General features: G+C 64.2%; 22 protein-coding genes. 10 read left to right on the forward strand and 12 right to left on the reverse strand.

Annotation, left to right across the window (positions count from 1 at the left end):
- Position 1 precedes the first annotated feature (1 nt).
- On the reverse strand, positions 2-814 hold the full coding sequence (locus Q2941_RS11810) for a class I SAM-dependent methyltransferase (RefSeq protein ID WP_458192576.1): 813 nt from the start codon (positions 812-814) through the stop codon (positions 2-4).
- A gap of 357 nt (positions 815-1171) precedes the next feature.
- Between Q2941_RS11810 and Q2941_RS11815 the strand changes: the two genes are divergently transcribed.
- The 4 genes from Q2941_RS11815 to Q2941_RS11830 all read left to right on the forward strand — a co-directional run bounded on the left by Q2941_RS11815 (position 1172) and on the right by Q2941_RS11830 (position 3424).
- A complete protein-coding gene (locus Q2941_RS11815; protein ID WP_245288030.1) occupies positions 1172-2332 on the forward strand; it encodes a TAXI family TRAP transporter solute-binding subunit in 1161 nt (386 codons plus the stop codon).
- A gap of 23 nt (positions 2333-2355) precedes the next feature.
- On the forward strand, positions 2356-2952 hold the full coding sequence (locus Q2941_RS11820; protein WP_027523389.1) for a hypothetical protein: 597 nt from the start codon (positions 2356-2358) through the stop codon (positions 2950-2952).
- A gap of 64 nt (positions 2953-3016) precedes the next feature.
- Entirely contained in the window at positions 3017-3175 is a 159-nt protein-coding gene (locus Q2941_RS11825; RefSeq protein WP_458192577.1) for a hypothetical protein, read from the forward strand.
- Positions 3176-3238: 63 nt separating this feature from the next.
- Positions 3239-3424 (forward strand): hypothetical protein, encoded by a 186-nt coding sequence (locus tag Q2941_RS11830; protein ID WP_027523390.1) that lies wholly within the window; start codon positions 3239-3241, stop codon positions 3422-3424.
- 88 nt (positions 3425-3512) lie between these two features.
- Here Q2941_RS11830 and Q2941_RS11835 read toward each other — a convergent pair whose 3' ends face one another.
- Positions 3513-3917 carry a (R)-mandelonitrile lyase gene (locus tag Q2941_RS11835; protein WP_027523391.1) on the reverse strand — a complete coding sequence of 135 codons (405 nt, stop codon included), beginning with the start codon at positions 3915-3917 and terminating at the stop codon, positions 3513-3515.
- Positions 3918-3940: 23 nt separating this feature from the next.
- A complete protein-coding gene (locus tag Q2941_RS11840) occupies positions 3941-4639 on the reverse strand; it encodes a ribonuclease activity regulator RraA (protein WP_254112451.1) in 699 nt (232 codons plus the stop codon).
- Positions 4640-4874: 235 nt separating this feature from the next.
- Here Q2941_RS11840 and pxpB point away from each other — a divergent pair, with 235 nt between their 5' ends.
- The 3 genes from pxpB to Q2941_RS11855 all read left to right on the forward strand — a co-directional run bounded on the left by pxpB (position 4875) and on the right by Q2941_RS11855 (position 7576).
- Positions 4875-5618 carry a 5-oxoprolinase subunit PxpB gene (gene pxpB, locus Q2941_RS11845; RefSeq protein WP_254112452.1) on the forward strand — a complete coding sequence of 248 codons (744 nt, stop codon included), beginning with the start codon at positions 4875-4877 and terminating at the stop codon, positions 5616-5618.
- Positions 5615-6652: a 5-oxoprolinase subunit C family protein gene (locus tag Q2941_RS11850; RefSeq protein ID WP_027523394.1), complete on the forward strand. Its 1038-nt coding sequence runs from the start codon at positions 5615-5617 to the stop codon at positions 6650-6652. The genes pxpB and Q2941_RS11850 overlap by 4 nt, the downstream gene beginning before the upstream one ends.
- Before the next feature lie 153 nt (positions 6653-6805).
- The gene (locus tag Q2941_RS11855; protein ID WP_027523395.1) at positions 6806-7576 is read left to right on the forward strand and encodes a LamB/YcsF family protein; all 771 of its coding nucleotides are present in this window, start codon (positions 6806-6808) and stop codon (positions 7574-7576) included.
- A 104-nt stretch (positions 7577-7680) separates the two neighbouring features.
- On the opposite strand, the gene Q2941_RS11860 is transcribed toward Q2941_RS11855, so the two are convergent.
- The 6 genes from Q2941_RS11860 to Q2941_RS11885 form a co-directional block, all read right to left on the reverse strand.
- Positions 7681-7833 carry a hypothetical protein gene (locus Q2941_RS11860; protein ID WP_167561251.1) on the reverse strand — a complete coding sequence of 51 codons (153 nt, stop codon included), beginning with the start codon at positions 7831-7833 and terminating at the stop codon, positions 7681-7683.
- 187 nt (positions 7834-8020) lie between these two features.
- Positions 8021-9637 (reverse strand): sulfite reductase subunit alpha, encoded by a 1617-nt coding sequence (locus Q2941_RS11865; RefSeq protein WP_458192578.1) that lies wholly within the window; start codon positions 9635-9637, stop codon positions 8021-8023.
- Positions 9634-11436 (reverse strand): NirA family protein, encoded by a 1803-nt coding sequence (locus Q2941_RS11870; protein ID WP_458192579.1) that lies wholly within the window; start codon positions 11434-11436, stop codon positions 9634-9636. Before Q2941_RS11870 ends, Q2941_RS11865 begins: the two co-directional genes overlap by 4 nt.
- Positions 11437-11449: 13 nt before the next feature.
- Positions 11450-12280, reverse strand: coding sequence for a formate/nitrite transporter family protein (locus Q2941_RS11875; protein ID WP_458192580.1), 831 nt, complete (start codon positions 12278-12280; stop codon positions 11450-11452).
- A 347-nt stretch (positions 12281-12627) separates the two neighbouring features.
- Positions 12628-13797, reverse strand: coding sequence for a CmpA/NrtA family ABC transporter substrate-binding protein (locus Q2941_RS11880; protein WP_458192581.1), 1170 nt, complete (start codon positions 13795-13797; stop codon positions 12628-12630).
- Positions 13794-14384: an ANTAR domain-containing response regulator gene (locus Q2941_RS11885; RefSeq protein WP_027523399.1), complete on the reverse strand. Its 591-nt coding sequence runs from the start codon at positions 14382-14384 to the stop codon at positions 13794-13796. The genes Q2941_RS11880 and Q2941_RS11885 overlap by 4 nt, the downstream gene beginning before the upstream one ends.
- A 112-nt stretch (positions 14385-14496) precedes the next feature.
- Here Q2941_RS11885 and rimO point away from each other — a divergent pair, with 112 nt between their 5' ends.
- A complete protein-coding gene (gene rimO / locus Q2941_RS11890; protein ID WP_458192582.1) occupies positions 14497-15822 on the forward strand; it encodes a 30S ribosomal protein S12 methylthiotransferase RimO in 1326 nt (441 codons plus the stop codon).
- A gap of 21 nt (positions 15823-15843) precedes the next feature.
- Here the strand turns inward: rimO and Q2941_RS11895 are convergent, their stop codons facing one another.
- Entirely contained in the window at positions 15844-17106 is a 1263-nt protein-coding gene (locus Q2941_RS11895) for a methyl-accepting chemotaxis protein (RefSeq protein ID WP_254112457.1), read from the reverse strand.
- A gap of 84 nt (positions 17107-17190) precedes the next feature.
- Positions 17191-18141 carry a hypothetical protein gene (locus tag Q2941_RS11900; protein WP_458192583.1) on the reverse strand — a complete coding sequence of 317 codons (951 nt, stop codon included), beginning with the start codon at positions 18139-18141 and terminating at the stop codon, positions 17191-17193.
- A 126-nt stretch (positions 18142-18267) separates the two neighbouring features.
- Between Q2941_RS11900 and Q2941_RS11905 the strand changes: the two genes are divergently transcribed.
- Together Q2941_RS11905 and Q2941_RS11910 are read left to right on the forward strand one after the other, a co-directional pair.
- Positions 18268-19329 (forward strand): tetratricopeptide repeat protein, encoded by a 1062-nt coding sequence (locus tag Q2941_RS11905; protein WP_458192584.1) that lies wholly within the window; start codon positions 18268-18270, stop codon positions 19327-19329.
- Positions 19330-19712: 383 nt separating this feature from the next.
- Positions 19713-20909, forward strand: a complete 1197-nt coding sequence (locus Q2941_RS11910) for an acetylornithine transaminase (protein ID WP_254112459.1) — start codon at positions 19713-19715, stop codon at positions 20907-20909.
- 60 nt (positions 20910-20969) lie between these two features.
- Here Q2941_RS11910 and Q2941_RS11915 read toward each other — a convergent pair whose 3' ends face one another.
- Positions 20970-21944: a quinone oxidoreductase family protein gene (locus Q2941_RS11915; RefSeq protein ID WP_027523406.1), complete on the reverse strand. Its 975-nt coding sequence runs from the start codon at positions 21942-21944 to the stop codon at positions 20970-20972.
- Positions 21945-21997: the final 53 nt, after the last annotated feature.

Here is a 21997-nt window from a genome sequence, read left to right on the forward strand (position 1 = left end):
TCTAGGGCTTCGCCTCGATCACATGCGCCTGGATTTTTGCGGAAATCTCGCCCTCGCCATGCCGTGCGGCAATTTTCCTTGCCGCGTGGGCAGTAGCAGCCTCCAGCGCGTCGGGGCGTCTCGCCTCGATCTCGTTGCGGAGCGGCGTGCCCTGACAGTAGCTCATCGCGACATGCTGCGCCGAGATGGCCCGGCTTTCATCGGACCGTGTTTGAACTGCCACCTCTGAAAATCCTGCATCCTGCAAATCGCGGCGGATCAGGGCGGTATCGTGATAACCGTGCGGCGTGCGTGCGAGGAAGCGCGGTGGATCGTCCGGGAACAACTCGGCCAGCGCGTCGGTGACATCTTTAGCAAAGATATTGTCCTCGATCCTGTCCCAGACATTGAAGATGAAAACCCCGCGCGGCCTCAGCACGCGGCGCGCCTCCTGGTAGGCCTTGACGCGATCCGGGAAGAACATCGCGCCGAACTGGCAACATACGACGTCGAACGAGCCGTCGAGGAATGGGAGGACCTGCGCGTCGGCCTGGCGCCAGCTCACGCGCGCATCGGCGCCCTGCCGAAGCCTTGCATGGTCGAGCATCGGTTGATTGAGATCGGTCACCACGTAGGTCGCATCCCGCGGCAGGACGGCTGCGACGGCGCGTGTGACCACTCCGCTTCCCGCCGCCGTTTCCAGCACGGCCATTGGTCCGCGCGCGGCGACGCGGCGCGCCATGTCGTCGGCATAGCTCTGGAATATCAGCGGGACCATATTGCGGTCGTAATTTTCCGGCACCGAGCCGGCAAACACCTTGTCGGATTCAGGCATCCTTTCGTCCTCCGCGACGTGCCTTTCGGGTCGCAAGCAGCAGGCCACGAAGGCGGCACCTTGTCACGTTGCGCCGCACGGGCGCGGCATCATGTCCACGGGCATGTGGACGGCGGAAAGACACTAGGCATGGCGACGCTTGCCCACGCAGGCAATCGAGTCGCGGCTCATCAATGGTGGCAGGCATCCCAGGGAACGTCGCTCCGTTCGATGCGTTGGAAAGCTCAGTCAAACCCCATTCCAGCCTGTCGTGCGACGGATGGGCCGAGTGAGATTTGCCGGCTGGACAAGAGCGCGCCAAAGCGGGCGTGCGAACAGGTTTGAACAATGAGGGTCTGCGGAGCTGTGCGGGCCGGTTTGTTCACCGCATTCATTGCAGCGGCCTGGCTCGGCGGACAGGTCCAGACGTCCCTCGCGCAAGCCCGGCCATCCGTTTCCCCCAGCGACGCGGCGAAGACGTCTCCGCGGAAAGAAAGTGCACCTCGGAAGGAAGCTGCAAGATCTGACCCGCACACGACAGGATTTGTAACCGGTGCGGCACAGAGCACCGAGTTCGCCATAGCTCAGGACATTGCGACGACGCTGGCCAGCGGGCAGGAGACCGGCCCTCACGGCGAAGTCGCATTGCGGGTGCTGCCAATTGTGGGAAATGGTGGCAGTCGCAACCTCATCGACATACTCAGCCTGGCGGGTGCCGACATGGCGATCGCTCCCGTCCTGCTGGCCAATCGTCTCCGAGCGTCAGGAACAGTCGGAGATACCGGCAACAAGCTTGTCTACATCACCCCGTTGTTTGTCGAAGAGTTCCATCTCCTCGCGCGATCCGAGATCAATAGCGTTTCGGATCTTGTGGGAAAGCGGGTCAATCTCGGCGAAGAAGGCAGTGCTGGCGCTGTCCTTGGCCGCGAGTTGCTCAATCATCTGGAGGTGAAGGTCAGCGAATCTAACCTTGCTCTGGACGCAGCACTGGAGGGAATGCGGAAGGGGCAGATCTCCGCCACCTTGCTGGTGTCGGGCAAGCCAGTCAGCTTCCTGGCCCGCTACGCCCAAGGCGACGGCCTTCACTTCCTGTCCATCCCCTACTCGAAGGCGATGCTGGAGCATGATTATCTGCCATCGACGCTCAGCCACGAAGATTACCCAGAGATCATCGACGTCCCTGACAGCGTCGACACCATCGCGATCAAATGCGCGCTTTTCGCTTACAACTGGCCACCGCGCAGCGAGCGGTTTCCGCTCCTGGAACTGTTCGTGCAGACTCTGTTCTCGCGATTTCCTGAATTTCTGGGCGACGGTCATCACCCCAAGTGGCGAGAGGTGAACCTAGCCGCGCTGCTTCCTGGTTGGAGGCAATTTCAACCTGCGGAGCGCTGGCTCCAGCAGCAATCCGGCGGAGAAGCCGCGCTTCGCAAGGCGTTCGGTCGTTTCCTCGAGCAACAGCCGATCAGCAATCCGCCGAACCGCGAACAATTATTCCAGGACTTTATGCGGTGGCGAGAACGCCAGCAGGGCCGATGACCCAAGCACACTGGGAGGTCTTGATGCGCAATTCAGTGGTGACCGCAACCTTGGTCGCGTTGCTTGCGTTGACCGCTGACGTGAAGGGGGCGGCCGCGCAACTCTTTCCATTCGAGCAGCCGGCCCCTCAGACGCTCGCTCCAACCACGGTGCCATCAACCGACAACGCCAGGAAAGCCAACACCGGGAAAGCCAAGGAGGTAACTCGCGCAGACCGCAAACCACATACTCGCCCGGAAACACACAGAAGGCTCTACGTCGTTCCCTTACAGCCAAATCAGCGGAGGATCGCCGAAAAGAAGGGATACAAGCGCGTCAGCGACCTCGTGAACTTCCCGAAGTTCTTTCCCGGCCTGGGCATCCTCTTTGTCAAACCCGAGACTCTGCCGCTTGGGCCTTTCCTATGCTTTGATCGCAGGGATCGCCTGGTGGCGAGCCTGTATATGGTGCCCATCCAGGATATCGACGATCACAAGTCGTTGGAGGCGCCGGGCTTCGCCGGAGCAGTTGACCACGTCAACATCTACTTCAATCCAGGTCATCCTGGAGTGGGCGTGCCGCACTACCACGTCGTGATCTGGCACGTGAGCAAGAAGGAGGAAGCGCGCGTCGCGAAATGACGCATGTCACCGTGAGAGCGATATCCTTCCCAGCAGCTTGCGTTTGCTCATGGAACGTTTGCTCATGGAAAAAGTGCTCGCCTATGCGATTTCGGGTTTCATCGTGTGCTTCGGCGTCTGGATCCTTGTTGCCGCCCTAAGCTCCAGTGCATCCGCGCTGTGGTCGTGCGCTGCCCTCTTGCCCATCGCAATCGGGCTCTGGAGCGCTTTCGGGCACATCTAGAAATCGTTCGCCGGAACCGGGACACCCCTGCCGCCTTGATCTCGGGTGGCGAGATTTTTTCTGATGGACCTTACCGCGACCGAACGCGATTTCCTGAGACGGCTGGCCTCCGAAGCCTGGATAAGCCCGCCGCTGTTCGACCACGAAATCGTCGCCCGACTTGTCGAATTCGGACTCGTTGAGACCGAGCCACTGGTTTCAGGCGAGGTCGAATACCGGATCACCGACGCGGGCCGCGATGTCCTGTGAATTCGTCGTGCTGCCTGAAGTGCTGCGACGCGGGCGCGACGCATCGCCACGAGGCGATGCGTCCTGTCCGGGACATGAGAGCGAGTTGCTAGCCGACCGGCGCCGAATATTCCGCGTCCGTGACCGGCTCCATCCAGGTCGAGTAGACGCCGTCGAGCGCTTCCTGCATGGCGATGTGGGTCATGCCGTTGGTGGGCGACGCACCGTGCCAATGCAATTCCCCCGGCGGAATCCAGACTGTATCGCCCGGACGGATCTCGCGGATCGGGCCACCCTTGGCCTGGACGCGGCCGACGCCGGAGATGACGTAGAGCGTCTGCCCGAGCGGGTGGTGATGCCAGTTGGTGCGCGCGCCCGGCTCGAATGACACGCGAGAGCAGTTCAGCCGCGCCGGCGCGGGTGCCATGATGACGGGGTCCTGCAACACCGTGCCGGTGAAGTTCTCCTTGGGCGCGCGGCGGGTCGGCCGCGTGCCTGCGACGTGGATCTCCATGGGGTACCTCGCTTCGTTTCTCGTTACTTCTTGCTCGCGGCGTAGCGCGCCTTGGTCTCGGCGTTCATGGGATAGAGACCCGGAAGCACGGCGCCGTTGTTCACCTCGTTGACGATCCAGGCTTCCATCCGCTCCTGCTCGACGCCCTCATTGAGCACGTGCTCGAGCATCGCTTGCGGGATCAGAACGCAGCCGTCCTGGTCGGCGACGACGATGTCGTTGGGAAATACCGCAACGCCGCCGCAGCCGACCGGCTCGCCCCAGCCGACGAAGGTCAGGCCCGCGACCGACGGCGGCGCGGCATAGCCGTCGCACCACACCGGGAGATTGGTGCCGAGCACCCCCTCGACGTCACGCACGACGCCGTCGGTGACGAGTGCGGTGACGCCGCGCTTGACCATGCGCGCGCAAAGGATGTCGCCGAAAATGCCGGCATCGGTGATACCCATGGCGTCGACCACGGCGATACAGCCCTCAGGCATCGCCTCGATCGCGGTGCGGGTCGAGATCGGCGAAGACCAGGATTCCGGTGTCGCCAGATCCTCGCGCGCTGGCACGAAGCGCAGCGTGAACGCTGGGCCGACCAGCCGCGGCAATCCCGGGCGCAGCGGACGCGCGCCGCGCATCCAGACATTGCGCAGGCCCTTCTTCAGGAGGACCGTGGTGATGGTGGCGGTGGTGATGCCGGCGAGGGTCTTGCGGGCTTCGGGGGATAGCGACATGGACGACAACGAGCTCCGGATGGGCGGGAAAGAAGCTGCGCATCTTGCGAGGCGCGGGCCTGCCGTCAAGGGCCAAGGCGAAGCAGCGCAGGGCTGTTATGCGATGCGATAACAAGGCTTTATCAGACACCCTTGCATTAATTTATTGGACTTGCGGGCGCATTTACGCGAAGCAAAGGGAAGCGGGAACCAAGGGAGTCTCCTGCGACCTCCAAGAGGCCGATTTCGACAGCTCATGGCCGCGACCCTTGCTCCGACTCTTGCCCCGCCCCGCCTTTTGCCCAGTGGCGACAGTGCCGTCACGGTCGAGTTCAGCCGAACCATCGACGATGCCGCCAACCAGCGCGTGCTGGCGCTCGATCGGGCGCTCACCGAATCCGGCATCGAGGGCGTCATCGAGGCGGTGCCGACCTATCGCTCGCTGCTGGTGCACTACGATCCGGGCCGGATCGGCTTCGATGCGCTGGGCGACAAGCTGCTCGCGCTGGCAAGCCAGCCGCAACCGCCCACGGCAAAGGCGCGCCGATGGCGCATTCCCGTCGCCTATGGCGGCGAGCACGGCATCGATCTCGAGGATGTCGCCAAGACGCTGAACACCACGCCCGACGACATCGTCGCCCGCCATGTCGCCGGCGACTATCGCGTCGCCATGATCGGCTTCACCCCAGGCTGGTCCTATCTCAGCGGCCTGGAGAAATCGCTGCACATGTCGCGGCGACAGAATCCGCGGCTCTTGACCCCCGCCGGAACGATCGCGATCGGCGGCGTGCAGACCGGCGTGCAGTGCCTCGCAGGTCCCAGCGGCTGGCACCTCTTGGGGCGCACCCCCGTGCGGACCTATCAGCTCCACCGGAATCCCACCTTCCTCACCGAACCCGGTGATCGCGTGACGTTTTTTGCCGTCGACCACGAAACCTTTGCGGAGCAGGACCGCGCCGCCGAAGCAGGTAAGATCATTGCGGAGCTGACGGAGTCATGAGCCGGCTCATTGTCGCCAGCATCGGGCCGGCCAGCTCCGTCCAGGACGGCGGACGGCCGGGCTCGCAGCGCTATGGCCTCACGCCGAGCGGCGCGATGGACCGGCTGGCGCTGGCAACCGCCAACTGCCTCGTCGGCAACGAGCTGTTTGCGGCCGTTGTCGAGATCGGCCCGTTCGGCGCCTCCTTCACCGCGCGCGACGGCGCGGTGCGGGTCGCGATCGCGGGCGCGCCGCGCAATGCCGATATCGCCGGCAAGCCGGTGGCGAACGAGACCTCGGTGACGCTCAGGGATGGCGAGACGCTGACGCTCGGCTTCGCCCGCGGCGGTGCGTTCAGCTATCTCGCCATCGAAGGGGCTATCCGGGGCGAGCCGGTGTTCGGCAGCCTTGCGGTGAACGCCCGTGCCGGGCTCGGCAGCCCCTACCCGCGCCCGCTCCAGGCCGGCGACGAGTTCAGCGTCGCGGCCGCAACCGGCGGGCCTGAGCAGAGGATCGAATTGCCGAAGCCGCCGAGCGGTCCGATCCGCGTCGTGCTGGGGCCGCAGGACGACGAGTTCGATGACGCCAACAAGACGCTGTTCCTGTCGAGCGACTGGAAGATCTCGGCCACCTCGGACCGTATGGGCTATCGCCTCGAAGGCCCCGTGATCAAACATCTCCACGGCCACAACATCGTTTCCGACGGCACGGTCAACGGCAGCATCCAGGTGCCCGGCAATGGCGCGCCGATCGTCCTGATGATGGACCGCGGCACCAGCGGCGGCTATCCGAAGATCGCAACCGTCATCTCCGCCGATCTCGGCCGCCTCGCCCAGACCTCGGCCGGTACGGCGTTCCGCTTCACGGCGATCAGCATGGCGGAAGCGCAGGATGAGGCGCGGAAATTCGCGCAGCTCCTGCGCGGCCTGCCCGACCGCTTGCGCGCGGCCGACACCGTGGAGCTCAACATCGAGGCGCTGCATGATGCTAACGTCGCGGGCCACGCGGTGAACGCCGTCGATGCCGCGACTTGGCAAACTCCGGCAGAGCCGTAGACACTCTATCCCCTCATCCTGAGGAGCCCGGGGGACGCGGGCGTCTCGAAGGATGAAGGCCGTGATCGGGCTCATGGTTCGAGACGCGCGTTCCGCGCTCTTCACCATGAGGGTCATCAGGAATAGTCGGAAGAACCAGAGGCGGAGAGCACCATGACGACGATCGATCTCAACTGCGACCTCGGTGAAGGATTTGGCGCCTGGGAGATGGGCAACGATGCCGCGATGCTCGAGCTTGCGACCTCGGTCAACGTTGCCTGCGGCTTCCATGCCGGCGACCCCGACATCATGCGGCGCACGGTTGAATTGGCGAAGGCGCGCGGCGTCTCGATCGGCGCGCATCCCGGGTATCGCGACCTGCACGGTTTTGGCCGGCATCCGATCGTCGGCCTGAAATCCTCCGAGATCGAAAACCTCGTCGCCTACCAGATCGGCGCGCTCCAGGCGATCGCGACCGCGGCCGGCCACAAGGTCACGCATGTGAAGGCGCATGGCGCGCTCTCCAACGTCGCCTGCGAGGACGACATGACCGCAAGAGCGATCGCGGCCGGCATCAAGGCCGTCGACCCCTCGCTGATCTTTGTGGTGCTCGCCAATTCAAAACTGGTGAAGGCCGGCGAGGACGCCAACCTGCCGATGGTGCATGAGGTGTTCGCCGACCGCGCCTATGAGGACGACGGCAATCTGGTCTCACGCAAGAAGCCCGGCGCGGTGCTGCACGATGCCAAAGGGATCGCGGATCGCGTCGTGCGCATGGTGCAGGACGGCGCCGTGGTCTCGGTCACCGGCAAGGTCATCAAGATGCGGATGGATACGGTGTGCATCCACGGCGACACGCAAGGCGCGGTGGATATCGCGCGCAATCTGCGTCAGGCGTTGAAGGATGCGGGGATTGCGGTGGCGCCGTTCAAGCGCGCCGCGTGAGGAATGGTTGTAGGGTGGGTTAGCGAAGCGTAACCCACCTCTTTTGCTTTCCGCGAAGAGAGAAGTGGTGGGTTACGCCTTCGGCTAACCCACCTTACGAATTCTCAGAACGGGTGCACCGACAGCGTGCCGAAGACGATGGCCGCGATGACCGCAAACGCACTGTAGAGCGCAACATGGTGCATGCTCGCCCCGGTCCGCCGCGAGAGCGAGCGCGCGTAGAAGTGCAGCCTCGCTTCCGCCGATAGTTCGCGCATGGTCGATCTCCAACGCCCCATTTGGGGAGATATGAAGGATCAATTGCGGCGACGGACAAGATGGTGGCGGAAATAGCGACGGCGGTTCTCTTCAGAACCGCCATTGCAGAGGGAAATTCTCTTCATCCCCGGGTTCCGAGAATCTTATTCGCTCAACCTTTAAGCCAATGGAACCGGTTCCCGTGCGCTAATACACGTCCGCCTGGAACCTGCCCTTCTTTTTGAGATCGGCCACGAAGCTCACGGCCTCGTCCGTGGAACGTGCGCCGAATTGCGCAACGATGTCGACCAGCGCACGCTCGACGTCCTTGGCCATGCGCTTGGCATCACCACAGATGTAGAGATGCGCACCTTCGGCCAGCCACGTCCACACCTCGCGGCCGAGTTCACGCATGCGATCCTGCACGTAAAACTTCTTCTCGCCGTCGCGCGACCAGGCGAGCGAGAGGCGGGTCAGCAGGCCCGAGGTCTTCAGCGCGTTGAGCTCGTCGCGGTAGAAGAAATCGCAGTCGCTGCGCTGATGGCCGAAGAACAGCCAGTTCTTGCCGGGCGCGCCGGTCGCCTTGCGGTCGAGCAGGAAGGCGCGGAACGGCGCAACGCCGGTGCCGGGACCGACCATGATGATCGGCGTCTTCGGATCCTGCGGCAGCGCAAAGCCGTGCGCTTTCTGCACATAGACCTTCAGCTTCTCGCCCTCGGTGATACGCTCGCCGAGGAAGGTCGAGGCGACGCCGAGGCGCTTGCGCTTGCCGATGACGTAGCGCACGGAATCAACCGTCAGCGACAACTTTCCGGGCGTCGCATTGTGCGAGGACGAGATCGAGTAGAGCCGCGGCTGCAGGGGCTCGAGCGCCTCGACGAAGGCTTCGGGATGCGGACGGCAGCCGGAGAACTTTTGCAGCGCCGCCATGACGTCAAGCGTTGCTGCATCGCCATCGGGATCCTCGCCCTGCGCCAGCGCCCGCGCCTTCTCGCGCTGCGCACCGCCGGTGATGAAGGAAAGCAGCTCGAACAGCTTGTCCGGCGCCGGCGACAGCGAGACGTCCTCAACCAGCGCCTCGCGCAGCGTCTTGCCGTTGACCTGGGTGGTATGGGAGGCGCCGAGCAGCGCGATGATCTGGTCGACGAGGCCGAGATCGTTGCGCGCGAACACGCCGAAGGAATCACCGACGACGTAGTCGAGCTTGCTCTCGGAGAGATCGAACTCGATGTGATAGGTCTCCTTCTCGGAGCCCTGCTTGTTGAGAAGGCGCCGCGACAGGAACACGGCTTCAGCCGGATTTTCACGGACGCGGCCGGGCTCGCCCTTCACCTCTGATACGGCCGGTGCGGCGGCTGCCGGTGCGGCCGCGCCCTCGGCGGGCTTCGCTGCCGGCGCCTTGTCGAGCTCCTCGAAGAGCTGCTTCAGCATCCGCGCCGTCTCCTTGCCGCCGGGAGCGCAGAGGTTGAGGCGGGCTTCGCTTTTCTTGGCGATGGCGTCGGAATAGTCGGCGCAGTTGTAGCCGCACTGGCCACAGTCCTGCTGCGCCATCGCCGCCATCATGCGGCGACGGAGCGGACGCCCTTCCGCAAGCTTCATGCGATCGCCGATCGGCATCGCCGGATCGTGCCAGGGCGCCTCGCCGTCATCGCCATCGCCCTGCGGCGCGAGCACCGCACCGTTTTCGGCGGGCGACAGCGGCGTCGAGCCGTCGAGGCCGAACATGCCCACGAGAAATCCATTCAGCCACAGCCGCTGCCCTTCGCTGAAGGGCGCGTTCGGCGGGATGATCTCCAGTTTCGGTGGGACAGGCATCTGGGTCATGCTGTTGCTTCCGCTCCGGCAAGTTTGCGCAGGGCTTCGCCGTCATGGCGACGTGAGAAGGTGAGGAACGTTTCTTCCGGCGAGGCGCGGTTGGCGAGATAGGCCTTCAAGAGACCCTCGACGAGCCTGGGCGCGTCCTCGGCCTTCACGTCGTGATAGACCTCATGCCCGATATCGGCATCGGGGCCGAAGCCGCCACCGGTGAAGAGGTGATAGCCTTCGACCGTGTCCTCCACCGTCGCGCCCGGCACCTTGGCCGCGATCAGGCCGATGTCGGAGATGTAGTGTTGCGCGCAGGAGTGATGGCAGCCGGTCAGGTGGATGTTGAGCGGCGTGTCCAGCGTCACACGCTCATCGCACCAGTCACCGATCGCGGCCGCGTGGCGCTTGGTGTCGCAGGCCGCGAACTTGCAGCCGGCATTGCCGGTGCAGGCGATCAGGCCGGCGCGGACTTGCGAGACCTGCGTGGCGAGGCCGAGCTTCTCGACGGCCGCGGTCACCAGTGCCACATTCTCGTCGCGCACGCCCGAGATCAAGAAGTTCTGCCAGACGGTCAGGCGGATGTCGCCGTCACCGAGATCCTGCGCGATCTTCGCGATACCGCGCATCTGCTCGCAGGTGAGCTTGCCGACCGGCAGCGCGACGCCGACCCAGTTGAGTCCGGCCTGCTTCTGCTTGTGCACGCCGATATGGGCCATGCGGTCGAAGCTCGGGCGCGGTGCAATCGCATCCGCCGGCACGCGCGCGAAGGGCTTCTTCAGCCGTTCCTCGACGAGCTTGAGAAACTGATCGTGCCCCATGTTGTCGAGCACGTATTTCAGCCGCGCCTTGGTGCGGTTGGTGCGGTCGCCATGTTCGATGAAGACGCGGACAATTGCGTCAGCAACGGCGGTGGCCTCCTCGGGACGAACGACGATGTCAGAATATTTTGCGAAATCCCTGTGGCCGGTGATGCCGCCGATGCCGAGCCGGAACCAGACGCCCGCGTCGACGCCAAAGCCGCCCTTTACCTCGACCGCGGAGAACGCGATGTCGTTGGTCTCCTCCAGCACCGCGACGCGCCCCGCACCGTCGAACGCGACGTTGAACTTGCGCGGCAGACCGTAGAGCGAGCGGTCGTTGAGGATGTGATAGTGCCATTCGCGCGCGAAAGGACGCGTGTCGAGCAACTCTTGCGGATCGATGCCGGCGGTCGGCGTGCCCGTGACGTTGCGGATGTTGTCCGCGCCCGAGCCACGCGAGCAGAGGCCGATGTCCTGGATGCCTTCGATGAGCGCGACGGCGTTCTTCGGCTCGATCTCGCGGATCTGGAAATTAGCGCGCGTGGTCACATGGGTGTAGCCGCCGCCGTAAGCTTCAGCCAGATCGGCAAGGCCCGACATCTGCCAGTGCTTCAGGATGCCGTTCGGAATGCGCAGCCGCGCCATGTAGGATGTCTGCGCCGGCGCGACCCAGAAGATGCCGTAATAGCGCCAGCGGAAATTGTCCGCCGGCGTCGGATTTGCGTTGTTGCGCGCCTGATCCTTCAGCCGCTCGTAGCCGTCGAAAGGGTGCAGCTCGCGCTTGAACTTCTCCTGGTCGGCGAGCTTCTTGCCTGCCGCAGTGAGCTTGTCCTGCGCCTTAATGGCGGCGGCATCGGGCCCCGTCGGCTCCGAGGGCGCTGCGCCCGCGGTGGCAGGCGCGCCACCAGCGACAAAGGCGCGGCCCACACGTCCGACCTGGAGGCCGGACATGAAGCCTTCGAGATAGCGCTTCTGCTCGTCGGAGAAGTCGGCCGTGGGTGCTGTGTCGAGTTTCATGGAGTGACTGGACCTACTCTGCTGGCTGAACCGCGACCTGCGCCACTTCGGCTGCCGGCTTCGCGGGCTTGTACGTTGCGTAGAGCGCCAGTCCCGTGAACAGGAAGCCGCCCAGAATGTTGCCCAGCGTGACCGGGATCTGATTCCACACCCACCACTGGTAGACGCTGACCTTCGCGCCCATCAGCATGCCGGTCGGCATGACGAACATGTTGACCACCGCGTGCTCAAAGCCCTGCGCGAAGAAGGTCGTGATCGGCAGCCACGCGGCGACGATCTTGCCGACCGTCGAGGTCGAGGTCATCGCCATCACGACGCCCATGCAGACCAGCCAGTTACAGAGGATCGCCTTGACGAAGACGCTGATCATGCCGGCGGTGCCGAGCGCTTCGTTGGCGACGGTCTTGGCTTCGGCGATCGCAATGATGCGCGCGGCGACGCCGGTCGGCGCGGCCGTGCCCATGTTGGTCAGCGCGATCGCGAGCAGCCCGCCGAACAGGATGCTGCCGAGGAGATTGCCGAGGAATACCCACGACCAGTTGGAGATCACCGCGCCCGAGCTCGACTTGCCTTCGAGCGGCGCGAGCGGCAGCAGCGCGAAGCTGCCGGTGACGAGTTCGAGCCCGAGCAGCACGATCATCACGAAGCCGACAGGGAAGATGATAGCGCCGACCAGCGGCTGGCCGGTGGTGACGGCGGCGCCGAACGCGAGGCTGGTGGCGGCGCCGAGAAGCGCGCCGGAAATCGCACCGCGGATCAGGAGGTCGCGCGGGCCGAGCGCCAGCTTCTTCAGGCTGGCATCGACCATCGAGGCCACAACGTCGGAGGGTTTTGCGTAATCCATATCGAAGCTCCAGCGCCGCGCGGGGCGGCCACAACGGGTTGAAACGACGTTGATCGCTGGGAGCACGATTTCAGGCACACGCGGCCTGGCCGGAACCCGGGGCGATCCGATCAGCCTCGTTGCTGCGGAAATCCATCATGGACTTGAGGCCGCCAGCTTCCACGCCGGTCGGCTTGCTCTCCCCTATTCAAGGAGTGTGCCAACGCAGCATAAATCCAGGATTTATGTGAAATCAGTAGCTTAGTGTTATGTGCAGCGCATGAAATGGATCAGTATTCATGCCGCATCGGGCAGCAATGGCCCAAAGTTTAGTCTTCGAATCGAGCCGCCCATTATGTAGGCAGCGCCTAACGGGTGCGGTGCGCAACCTCGAAGGAGGCAAGATAACCGGCCAGATCCTGGGGATCGAAAGCCGCTCCGTCGAAGGCGCCAAACGGCTCGCCGGCAACGTCCTTGCCGCCCCCGCTTTGCCCCACCGCGGCGTCATAGAGGTCGGGCCGGAACACACCCATGGCGGTCCGCAGCGCCGCCTCGCTGAGTGCGGTCTGCCCCCAGCGCACCATTTGCGCATAGAGCCAGGCAGCCTGGACAGGCTCCGGCCGCCCTGCCCCTTCGCGGCCGACCAGGAGATAGCGGCCGCTCTCACGCAGCGTGCCGTCGGGCGAGATCTTCAGGCGGCCACCCAGGGTGCGCTGAATCACTTCGGCATCGACGCCGATCCGCTCCGGCTGCGCCAGGATGCGCGCGGTCTCGTCGCGGTTGTCGGGATGCTCGATGAAAGCTGCGGCCTTCTCCGCGGCACGCACCAGCGCGGCCACGACGTCCGGATTCTTCTCCACCCAGGCCTGGCGCATGGCCAACACCTTCTCCGCGGCACGGACCAGGATGTCGGAGACGAAATGCAGGATATGGCCGACGCCGAGATCGACGGCGACCGAATTCCAGGGCGCGCCGACGCAGAACGCATCAACATGGCCGTTGGCGAGGCTGTCGACCATGTAGGGTGGCGGCAGCACCACGAGGCGCACGTCCTCGTCGGGATCGACGCCGGCCGCCGCCATCCAGAACCGGAGCTGGTAGTTGTGCGTCGAGAACGGGAAGGTCATGCCGAAGGTCAGCGGCTCAGCTCCCGCCTTGCGCCGTTTCGCCACCACGCGCGAGAGTGCTTTGGCGGTCGCCATCGGATCGAAGCGGTCGCCATCGATCTCCTCCATCAGTGCAGCGTGGAGCGGCGGCGAGACCGTGATGGCGTTGCCGTTGATGCCGAGGTTGAATGGTGCCGCGATCGGGACCTTGACGTGGCCGAGCCCGAGTGAAGACGCGATCGCGACGGGCGCGAGCAGATGCGCAGCATCGAACAGGCCGATATTGAGCTTGTCGCGGACGTTGGACCAGGAGACCTCGCGTACCAGCTCGACCTCGAGCCCTTCGGCCGCGGTAAACCCCTTGTCGACGGCAACGATCAGCGCGGCGGCATCGACCAGCGGGATGAACCCGATGCGGAGTGGTCCGGTCATTTCAGCATCTCCGACGCGGTGATGATCGACTGGGCAATCTCGCCGATCTTCTTCTTCTCGCGCATCGCGGTGGAGCGCATCAGCACGTAGGCCTCGTCTTCGGTCAGGCCCTTCACCCGCATCAAGATGCCCTTGGCGCGCTCGATGATCTTGCGGTCCTCGAGCTGCGATTTGGTGCGCTCCAGCTCCTCCTGGAGTTTCGCGAAGGCGTTGAAGCGGGACACGCAGAGGTCGAGGATCGGCTTGATGCGCTCTTTCTTCAGCCCGTCGACGATGTAGGCGGATACCCCCGCCTCCACGGAGGCCTGGATCGAGGCCGAATCACTCTGGTCGACGAACATCGCGATCGGCCGGCGCACGGCGCGGCTCACCTGGAACATCTGTTCCAGGACGTCGCGGCTGGGGTTTTCCAGATCGATCAGGATGATATCGGGGTCGACGGCATAGATGCGCGCCAGGAGGCTCTGCATTTCGCTGATATGCACGACCTGGGTGAAGCCCGCCTCCCGCAACCCCTCCTCGAGGATCGCGGCCCGGATCGGGCTTTCGTCGACAATCACAATTTTAGGCGACTGTTCGGCGCTCATCGCTCAACTCACCCCCGGCGACGCATCCATAGCACGCCGGCGCCCCATGCAAAGGGTTGTAATTGTGGGCAATTAGGACTAGCTGCAAGCGGTCAATCAGGCAGATTTAGGTATGGATCAGACGGCTGCGCCGAAGGTCAGCTTCGTTTCGCTCGGGTGTCCCAAGGCATTGGTGGATTCCGAGCGCATCATCACGCGGCTGCGCGCCGAGGGCTACGAGCTTGCCCGCAAGCATGACGGGGCGGATATCGTCATCGTTAACACCTGTGGCTTCCTCGACAGCGCCAAACAGGAATCGCTCTCGGCGATCGGCGAGGCCATGGCCGAGAACGGCAAGGTGATCGTGACCGGCTGCATGGGCGCCGAGCCCGAGCAGATCGAGCAGGCCTATCCCGGCGTGCTCTCGATTACGGGACCGCAGCAATACGAATCCGTGCTCGACGCCGTACACCGGGCGCTGCCGCCGGCGCACAATCCGCATCTCGACCTGGTGCCGCCGCAGGGCATCAAGCTGACGCCGCGCCACTACGCCTATTTGAAGATCTCCGAGGGCTGCAACAACCGCTGCACCTTCTGCATCATCCCGAAGCTGCGCGGCGATTTGGTGTCGCGCCCCGCCAACGATGTGCTGCGCGAGGCCGAGCGGCTGGTCGGCGCCGGCGTCAAGGAGCTGCTCGTCATCTCGCAGGACACCTCGGCCTATGGCGTCGACGTCAAATATGCCGAGAGCCCGTGGAAGGAACGCCAGGTCCGCGCCAGATTCCTCGATCTCGCGCGCGAGCTCGGCGAGCTAGGGGCCTGGGTCCGGCTGCAATATGTCTACCCCTACCCGCATGTCGACGAGGTCATCGCGCTGATGACCGAGGGCAAGGTGCTGCCCTATCTCGACATTCCCTTCCAGCACGCGAGCCCCGAAGTCCTCAAAGCGATGAAGCGACCGGCGGCGCAGGACAAGACGCTGGCGCGGATCAAGCGCTGGCGCGAGGAATGTCCCGATCTCGCTTTGCGCTCGACCTTCATCGTCGGCTTCCCCGGCGAGACCGATGCGGACTTCGCCTATCTGCTCGACTGGCTTGATGAAGCCGAGATCGATCGCGTCGGCTGCTTCAAATACGAGCCGGTCGCGGGCGCCACCTCCAACGCTCTGCCCGGCGCCGTGCCGGATGAGGTGAAGCAGGAGCGCTACAACGCGTTGATGGCGCGCCAGCAGAAGATCTCCGCGCGCAGGCTCAAGCGCAAGGTCGGCACCCGGCAGCAGGTCATTATCGACGAGGTCGGCCCGACCGTTGCCAAGGGCCGCTCCAAGTCGGATGCGCCGGAGATCGACGGCGCGGTGTATCTCTCGAGCCGCCGCCCGTTGCGGGTCGGCGAGATCGTCACCGCCAAGATCGAGCGCGCCGGTGCCTACGATCTGCACGGCAGCGTCGCCGGATTCTGATCTTCACCTGAGCGCGACGCGTTACGCGGCGCGCACGTCCTTCAGGAAACCGGCCACCTTGTCGCGCAACGCAACTGCATGCCGTGACAATTCACCGGCAGCGCCGAGCATGTCATTGGCAGCAGTGCCCGTGGCATCGATCGTGCGCGTGACGGCATTGATGTTTGCGGCGACCCCGCTGGTGCCTGCCGCCGCCTGGCTCACGGACCGCGCGATCTCCTGCGTTGCCTGACCCTGCTGCTCGACGGCGATAGCAATCGATTTGCCGATATCGCTGATCTGTCCGATCGTCCCGCCAATTCCCTGGATGGCTGCAACAGTATCGTCCGTTGCACGTTGCATGGCGCTGATATGTGCGCTGATCTCTTCGGTGGCTTTGGCAGTCTGGCTGGACAGGCTCTTGACCTCGGAAGCGACGACGGCGAAACCGCGACCGGCATCACCGGCTCGCGCCGCCTCGATCGTGGCGTTCAAGGCCAGAAGATTGGTCTGGCTTGCGATCGCATTGATCATCTCGGTGACCGCCCCGATCTTGGCTGCCGCCTCCGACAGGCTCTTCACGAGATCATTGGTACGTGCGGAGGCCTCCACCGCTTCGGCAGCAATGCTCGACGAGGTCGTGACCTGACGGTTGATCTCGGCAACCGAGCTCGACAGTTCTTCGGTCGCACCGGCCACCGACTGAACATTGGTCGACGCCTCGGCCGATGCGGCCGCGACGGTCGAAACGCGTTGCGCAGCGCTCTCGGCAGTCGAGCTCAACGAGCCCGCAGTCACCTCTACGTCCTTGGCAGCCGACGACACGGCATTGGCAATGGAGCCGATGGTTTCCTCGAATTCGCCGGCAAGTTTGGCGATGGCGCGCTTCTTCTCTTCCCGCGCTGCAATCAGCTCCGATAAGTCACGCCGATAGCTGATGACGACGGGCTGGCCATCGATCTCCGCGGGAACGAGTGTGACCTGCACCGGAACCATCTGCCCATCCGCTCGGCGCGTGAGCCATTCGAAGCGGGCGTGGCCGTCCTTCATCGCCCGCGCGAGCGTCTCCTTGACGCACTCCGACGAGCGGCGGCCATCCGCCTGGAATTCGGGAGCCATATCGGCCGGCGACCGGGACAACAGATCGGCCTTGCTGCGATAGCCGCCAAATCTGACCGCGGCCTCGTTGCAGGCGATGATCTTGGGTCCCGCCAGGACCATGATCGCATCAACCGAACGTTCGAAAACTGCTTGCCAGATCTGGCCGTCGCGATCCTGGCTCGTCTGCCGCCCGAAGAATCTCATCCGCTCCCCCCATTCGAAGCGGACAGTGAATAGCAAGAGAATATTAACCAAAGACTTAATGGTCGCGAGCCGTTCGGGCCGAGGTCAGTCGGCAGCAAGCCAGGTCGGCACCCAGCGCTCCGGCCGCGGCGCACGGGCGAGATCGGCTTTCGCCTCGGACAGCTCCGCCGGGACGTCGTCGATCGTCGGGCGCTCGTCATAGTCGAAGCGCGGCATGACGCGGCCGTCGGCGTAGAGGCCAAAATCCATCGAATACCAAAGCCCGAGCTCCGGCTGCGCGCGGCGCATGTCGTCGCGCAACTCACGCAGCAACGGTTCGATCGCCTTCTCCTCCTTGAACGACTGCGGACCGGCACGCATGACGCGCGCCTGATATTGCGCGCCGACGATCGCGACTTCGAACCGTGTCTTGTCCCAGGGATTTTTTCCTTTCGGCAGATGCGCAGCGAGGCGCCAGCCGAGCTCGGCCATCATGGGATGGTTCGCCCAATAGGTCTCGCGCTCCCTGCTCCATCTGTCGACAAAGCCGCGAAAGTCAGGCAGCTCCGATAACGCCTCTTCCAGTGGCGTCAGCCCGACATCGGAAAGTCGCCTTGCCAGCCACTGCGCAAGCTCGACGGTCTCGCATTCCACCTCTTCGTGAGGCGCCAGATCATGCCAGGTACGCTGGAACTCCTGGCGAGCGAGCTTGGCGATCAGCCGTGGCAGCGACGGCGCGAGAATGTCGTATTCGCCTTCCGATCCAAGTCCGACGATGGGCGGATCGGCTCTGTCCAGGCCCTCGCCATACCAGGCGCCGACGGCCGAGCCGTCCGGTAGCCGCATGAACAGAGCGAACTTGTCGCGCAAGGGGCTGCTGTCGAAGACCGGAGCGGTATCGGCGAACTGCCCGCGCAGATCGAAGCAGCCGACGCTGCCCCACGGGCGCCCCTCGAGCCAGCCTGCAAAATCCAGCAGCAGGGCTGGCACCTCGGTGCCGGGTGGAAAGGCCCGGCGGATGCTGTCGACATCGATGCAATAGGAGGGATCGGACAAGGGGGCGCGCCTGACGGAATGAAGATGTCTACTTGGTCGCGCAGGTCGCCGGCCCGGTTCGAACCAAACGGCGCCTGATTGGTACAAACACGCGGGCGTGAAAATGGTTCGGCGCGGACGCGATCGATGAAACCTGACTTTTGGGCTGATCTCAGGGCTTTTGCGGCCGTTCTCGCGCTGCTGGTGCCCTCGCTCGCCGCTACCACCTCGACGGAGGCGCAGACGCCCTCACCGTCCGAGCTGCGCGAACAGTGCTTCACAAAGGAAATGATCCGCTTCGACGAGCGCATCGAAGGCTGCACGGCCGTCCTGCAAGCCAATCCACCCCCGCAGGACACGTCAAAAGCCTATCTCAGCCGCGCCACCGCCTATCTCCTTTCGGGCGACAATGAACGTGCGATCGCGGATTTCAGCGAGGTGATCAAGCGCGACCCATCGGATGAAGTGGCCCTCCTCAACCGCGGCCACGCCTATCGGCGCAACGGCGATCCGGAACGAGCTATTGCCGATCTCAATCGCGCCGGCGAGCTCAAGGCGGACGACTTTGCCGTCTGGTTCTATCGCGGCGTTGCCTATGCCGACCTCGGCGACCACGACCATGCACTCGCCGACTACGACCGTGCGATCGGGCTCAAATCCGATGAAGCGTCGTTCTACAGCTTTCGCGGCAACTCCTATCTGGCCAAGCGAGACTATGACCACGCGTTCGCTGACTACAATCAGGCCATCAAGCTCGATCCGGCGTCGGGAGACGCCTACTTCAGTCGCGCCAATGTCTATTTCGATCGGCGCGACTACGCCCGCGCGCTGGAGGACTACGATCGCGCGATCGACGCCGACCCGACCGTTCCCAACGGGTTCAGAGCGCGCTGCATGCTGCGTGCGATCGTCGGGCAATTGCAGGCGGCGCTTATAGATTGCGACCAGGCGCTGCGAACCAGCCCGGATGATGCCTTCGCACTCGACAACCGAGCGTTCTGCCACCTGAAGCTCGGCGATCTCGATGCAGCCATCAGTGGCTTTGATGCCGCGCTGAAGATCAATCCGAACCTCGCGATTGCGTTCTACGGACGCAGCATCGCCAAGCGCAAGAAGGGCGACGTCGTCGGCGCCAACAGCGATGCGGCTTCCGGGAAATCGATCTGGTTCGGAGTCGCCGACGAGTTCGTGCGCTGGGGCATCAAGTAGTCCGCTACCGCAACTCGCGCTCCTGCGCGGCGAGCTGATCGACAAGTCGATCGCCGATGCCGATTGGGGCAATGACGACGCGGAGGAGTCGCCGCGATTCAGCTAGAGCCGGCGCAGCATTGGGCCGTCGTTGCTCGCGAACCGGCTTGACAAGCCCTGCCCTTCGGCTGTATGGCCGCGCCCCATGATCTCTTCTCGGACCCATCGCCGCGCAGCTTTCCGTCGTCGCACCCGTGACGATGATGGGTTGCGCCATGTCCGACGACGCCGCTGAACATTTGAAATCAGCAGAGTTTTCGTGAAGGCCGCACCCGCAAAGTGCGGCCTTCGCTTTTTCGCGCGTCTTTTTCCCGAAGATTGTCCCTGCCCAAGAGGAGTCTGACATGACCAACGCTACCCATCCGTATGATGCGCTGATGGACATCACCGCGCGGCCGAAGGCCGTGTTCGTCCGCGGCGCGGGCTCCTACCTCTGGGACGACAGCCGCAAGCGCTATCTCGATTTCGTGCAGGGATGGGCGGTCAACTGCCTCGGCCATTCGCCGCCGGCGGTCGCCCACGCGCTTGCGGCTCAGGCCAAGCGGCTGCTGACGCCGAGCCCGGCCTTCTACAACGAGCCGAGCCTCAAGCTTGCGCAGGCGCTCGTCGAGAACAGTTGCTTCGACCAGGTGTTCTTCGCCAATTCCGGCGCGGAGGCCAATGAGGGCGCCATCAAGCTCGCGCGCAAATATGGCAGCGTGCACAAGGGCGGCGCGTTCGAGATCATCACCTTCGCGGGCGGCTTCCACGGCCGCACGCTCGCCACCATGTCAGCGTCGGGCAAGAAGGCCTTTGAGCCACTGTTCGAGCCGAAAGTCTCAGGCTTCAAGAAGGCGACACTTAACGATATCGCCTCCGTCGAAGCGCTCATCACCGCGAACACGGTGGCCGTGATGGTCGAGCCGATCCAGGGCGAGGCCGGCGTGTGGCCGGCGACCGACAAGTTCCTGCAGGACCTGCGCGCGTTCACCAAGGCCCATGGCCTGTTGCTGATCTTCGACGAGATCCAGACCGGCATGGGCCGGACTGGAAAGCTCTTCCATTACGAGCATGCCGGGATTGCGCCGGACATCATGACGCTCGGCAAGGGCATCGGCGGCGGCGTGCCGCTCGCCGCGCTGCTCGCGACCGAGCACGCCTCATGCTTCGAGCATGGCGATCAGGGTGGCACGTTCAACGGCAACCCCGTGATGTGCGCAGCTGGGCTCGCCGTGCTCGACGAGATCGGCAAACCGGGATTTTTGAAGGCCGTCGCCGACACCGGCCTGTTGCTCGAGAGCGAGCTGCAGAAGGTCTCGGCGCGGCATGGCCTCGGCGAAGTGCGCGGCCGCGGCCTGCTCCTGGCGCTCGACCTGAAACTGCCGATCGCATCTGCGATCGTCGCGCAGGCATTCGAAGAGGGCGTCCTCCTCAATGCGCCGCAGGTCGACACACTGCGCTTCATGCCGGCGCTCAACGTAACGCGCGAGGAGATCGCCGAGATGATCGATTGCCTGGATGCGATTTTGACCAAGGCCGGCGCAGCGCGAAGGGTGGCGTGAGAGCCACAAACTTGTCATTCCGGGGCGATGCGAAGCATCGAACCCGGAATGACGACGCCCCTACGGCTTCAAGATCGACGCGCCCGTGGTGGCACGGCTCTCCAGATCGATATGCGCTTTCGCCGCATCCTTCAGCGCATAGGCGTGGTTGATCGGCACGTGCAGCTTGCCGCTGATCACGGCGGCGAACAGCGTGTCGGCGCCTTCCAGCAATTCCGAGCGCTTGCCGATATAGTCGTTGAGCTTGGGCCGTGTCGCAAACAGCGAGCCGTGATTGTTGAGCTCGGCGATCGCAAACGGCGGCACGGGGCCTGAGGCATTGCCGAAGGAGACGAACATGCCGCGCGGCTTCAGGCAGGACAGCGAGCCGGGGAAAGTCGCCTTGCCGACGCCGTCATAGACGACATCGCAGCCCTCGTTACGGCTGATCTGCTTCACGCGCGCGACGAAATCCTCCTCGTTGTAGAGGATGACGTGGTCGCAGCCATTGGCCTCGGCAAGCTCCGCCTTCTGACGCGAGCCGACGGTGCCGATGACATGCGCCCCGAGCGACCTCGCCCATTGGCAGGCGAGCAGGCCGATGCCGCCGGCAGCGGCATGGATCAGCACGCGATGATGCGGCTCGACCTTGAAGGTCTTGTGCAGGAGATACCAGACGGTGAGCCCCTTCAGCATCAGCACCGCGCCCTGCTCGTAGGTGATGTGGTCGGGCAGCTTGACCAGCTTCTCCCAGGGGATATTGCGCTCGCCGGTGTAGGCGCCGAGATTGTGGTAGTAGGCGACGCGGTCGCCGGGGTGGAAATTCGTCACGCCGGGCCCGACGGAGACCACCTCGCCCGCCGCCTCGTTGCCGGCGATGAAGGGAAGTCCCGGGGCCTTGTAGAGCCCGGTGCGGAAATAGACGTCGATGAAGTTCAACCCAACCGCGTGCTGGCGGATACGCACCTCGCCCGGTCCCGGCGCCGGCACGTCGACGCTCTCATAGACCAGGGCTTCGGGACCCCCGACCTGGTGCACGCGGACGGCTTTGGTCATCACCGACCTCCTCGTTCTTGTTGGTGCAAGCGAAAGCCATCACGCCTGCGTTG

This window comes from Bradyrhizobium sp. UFLA05-153, assembly GCF_054185185.1.

What these genes read in the sequence shown, in the direction of transcription:
- Q2941_RS11810 (WP_458192576.1), bottom strand. Translation starts at nt 814, where the DNA reads ATGCCTGAATCCGACAAGGTGTTTGCCGGCTCGGTGCCGGAAAATTAC.
- Q2941_RS11820 (WP_027523389.1), top strand. Translation starts at nt 2,356, where the DNA reads ATGCGCAATTCAGTGGTGACCGCAACCTTGGTCGCGTTGCTTGCGTTG.
- Q2941_RS11825 (WP_458192577.1), top strand. Translation starts at nt 3,017, where the DNA reads ATGGAAAAAGTGCTCGCCTATGCGATTTCGGGTTTCATCGTGTGCTTC.
- Q2941_RS11830 (WP_027523390.1), top strand. Translation starts at nt 3,239, where the DNA reads ATGGACCTTACCGCGACCGAACGCGATTTCCTGAGACGGCTGGCCTCC.
- Q2941_RS11835 (WP_027523391.1), bottom strand. Translation starts at nt 3,917, where the DNA reads ATGGAGATCCACGTCGCAGGCACGCGGCCGACCCGCCGCGCGCCCAAG.
- Q2941_RS11840 (WP_254112451.1), bottom strand. Translation starts at nt 4,639, where the DNA reads ATGTCGCTATCCCCCGAAGCCCGCAAGACCCTCGCCGGCATCACCACC.
- pxpB (WP_254112452.1), top strand. Translation starts at nt 4,875, where the DNA reads ATGGCCGCGACCCTTGCTCCGACTCTTGCCCCGCCCCGCCTTTTGCCC.
- Q2941_RS11850 (WP_027523394.1), top strand. Translation starts at nt 5,615, where the DNA reads ATGAGCCGGCTCATTGTCGCCAGCATCGGGCCGGCCAGCTCCGTCCAG.
- Q2941_RS11855 (WP_027523395.1), top strand. Translation starts at nt 6,806, where the DNA reads ATGACGACGATCGATCTCAACTGCGACCTCGGTGAAGGATTTGGCGCC.
- Q2941_RS11860 (WP_167561251.1), bottom strand. Translation starts at nt 7,833, where the DNA reads ATGCGCGAACTATCGGCGGAAGCGAGGCTGCACTTCTACGCGCGCTCG.
- Q2941_RS11865 (WP_458192578.1), bottom strand. Translation starts at nt 9,637, where the DNA reads ATGACCCAGATGCCTGTCCCACCGAAACTGGAGATCATCCCGCCGAAC.
- Q2941_RS11870 (WP_458192579.1), bottom strand. Translation starts at nt 11,436, where the DNA reads ATGAAACTCGACACAGCACCCACGGCCGACTTCTCCGACGAGCAGAAG.
- Q2941_RS11875 (WP_458192580.1), bottom strand. Translation starts at nt 12,280, where the DNA reads ATGGATTACGCAAAACCCTCCGACGTTGTGGCCTCGATGGTCGATGCC.
- Q2941_RS11880 (WP_458192581.1), bottom strand. Translation starts at nt 13,797, where the DNA reads ATGACCGGACCACTCCGCATCGGGTTCATCCCGCTGGTCGATGCCGCC.
- Q2941_RS11885 (WP_027523399.1), bottom strand. Translation starts at nt 14,384, where the DNA reads ATGAGCGCCGAACAGTCGCCTAAAATTGTGATTGTCGACGAAAGCCCG.
- rimO (WP_458192582.1), top strand. Translation starts at nt 14,497, where the DNA reads ATGGATCAGACGGCTGCGCCGAAGGTCAGCTTCGTTTCGCTCGGGTGT.
- Q2941_RS11895 (WP_254112457.1), bottom strand. Translation starts at nt 17,106, where the DNA reads ATGAGATTCTTCGGGCGGCAGACGAGCCAGGATCGCGACGGCCAGATC.
- Q2941_RS11905 (WP_458192584.1), top strand. Translation starts at nt 18,268, where the DNA reads ATGAAACCTGACTTTTGGGCTGATCTCAGGGCTTTTGCGGCCGTTCTC.
- Q2941_RS11910 (WP_254112459.1), top strand. Translation starts at nt 19,713, where the DNA reads ATGACCAACGCTACCCATCCGTATGATGCGCTGATGGACATCACCGCG.
- Q2941_RS11915 (WP_027523406.1), bottom strand. Translation starts at nt 21,944, where the DNA reads ATGACCAAAGCCGTCCGCGTGCACCAGGTCGGGGGTCCCGAAGCCCTG.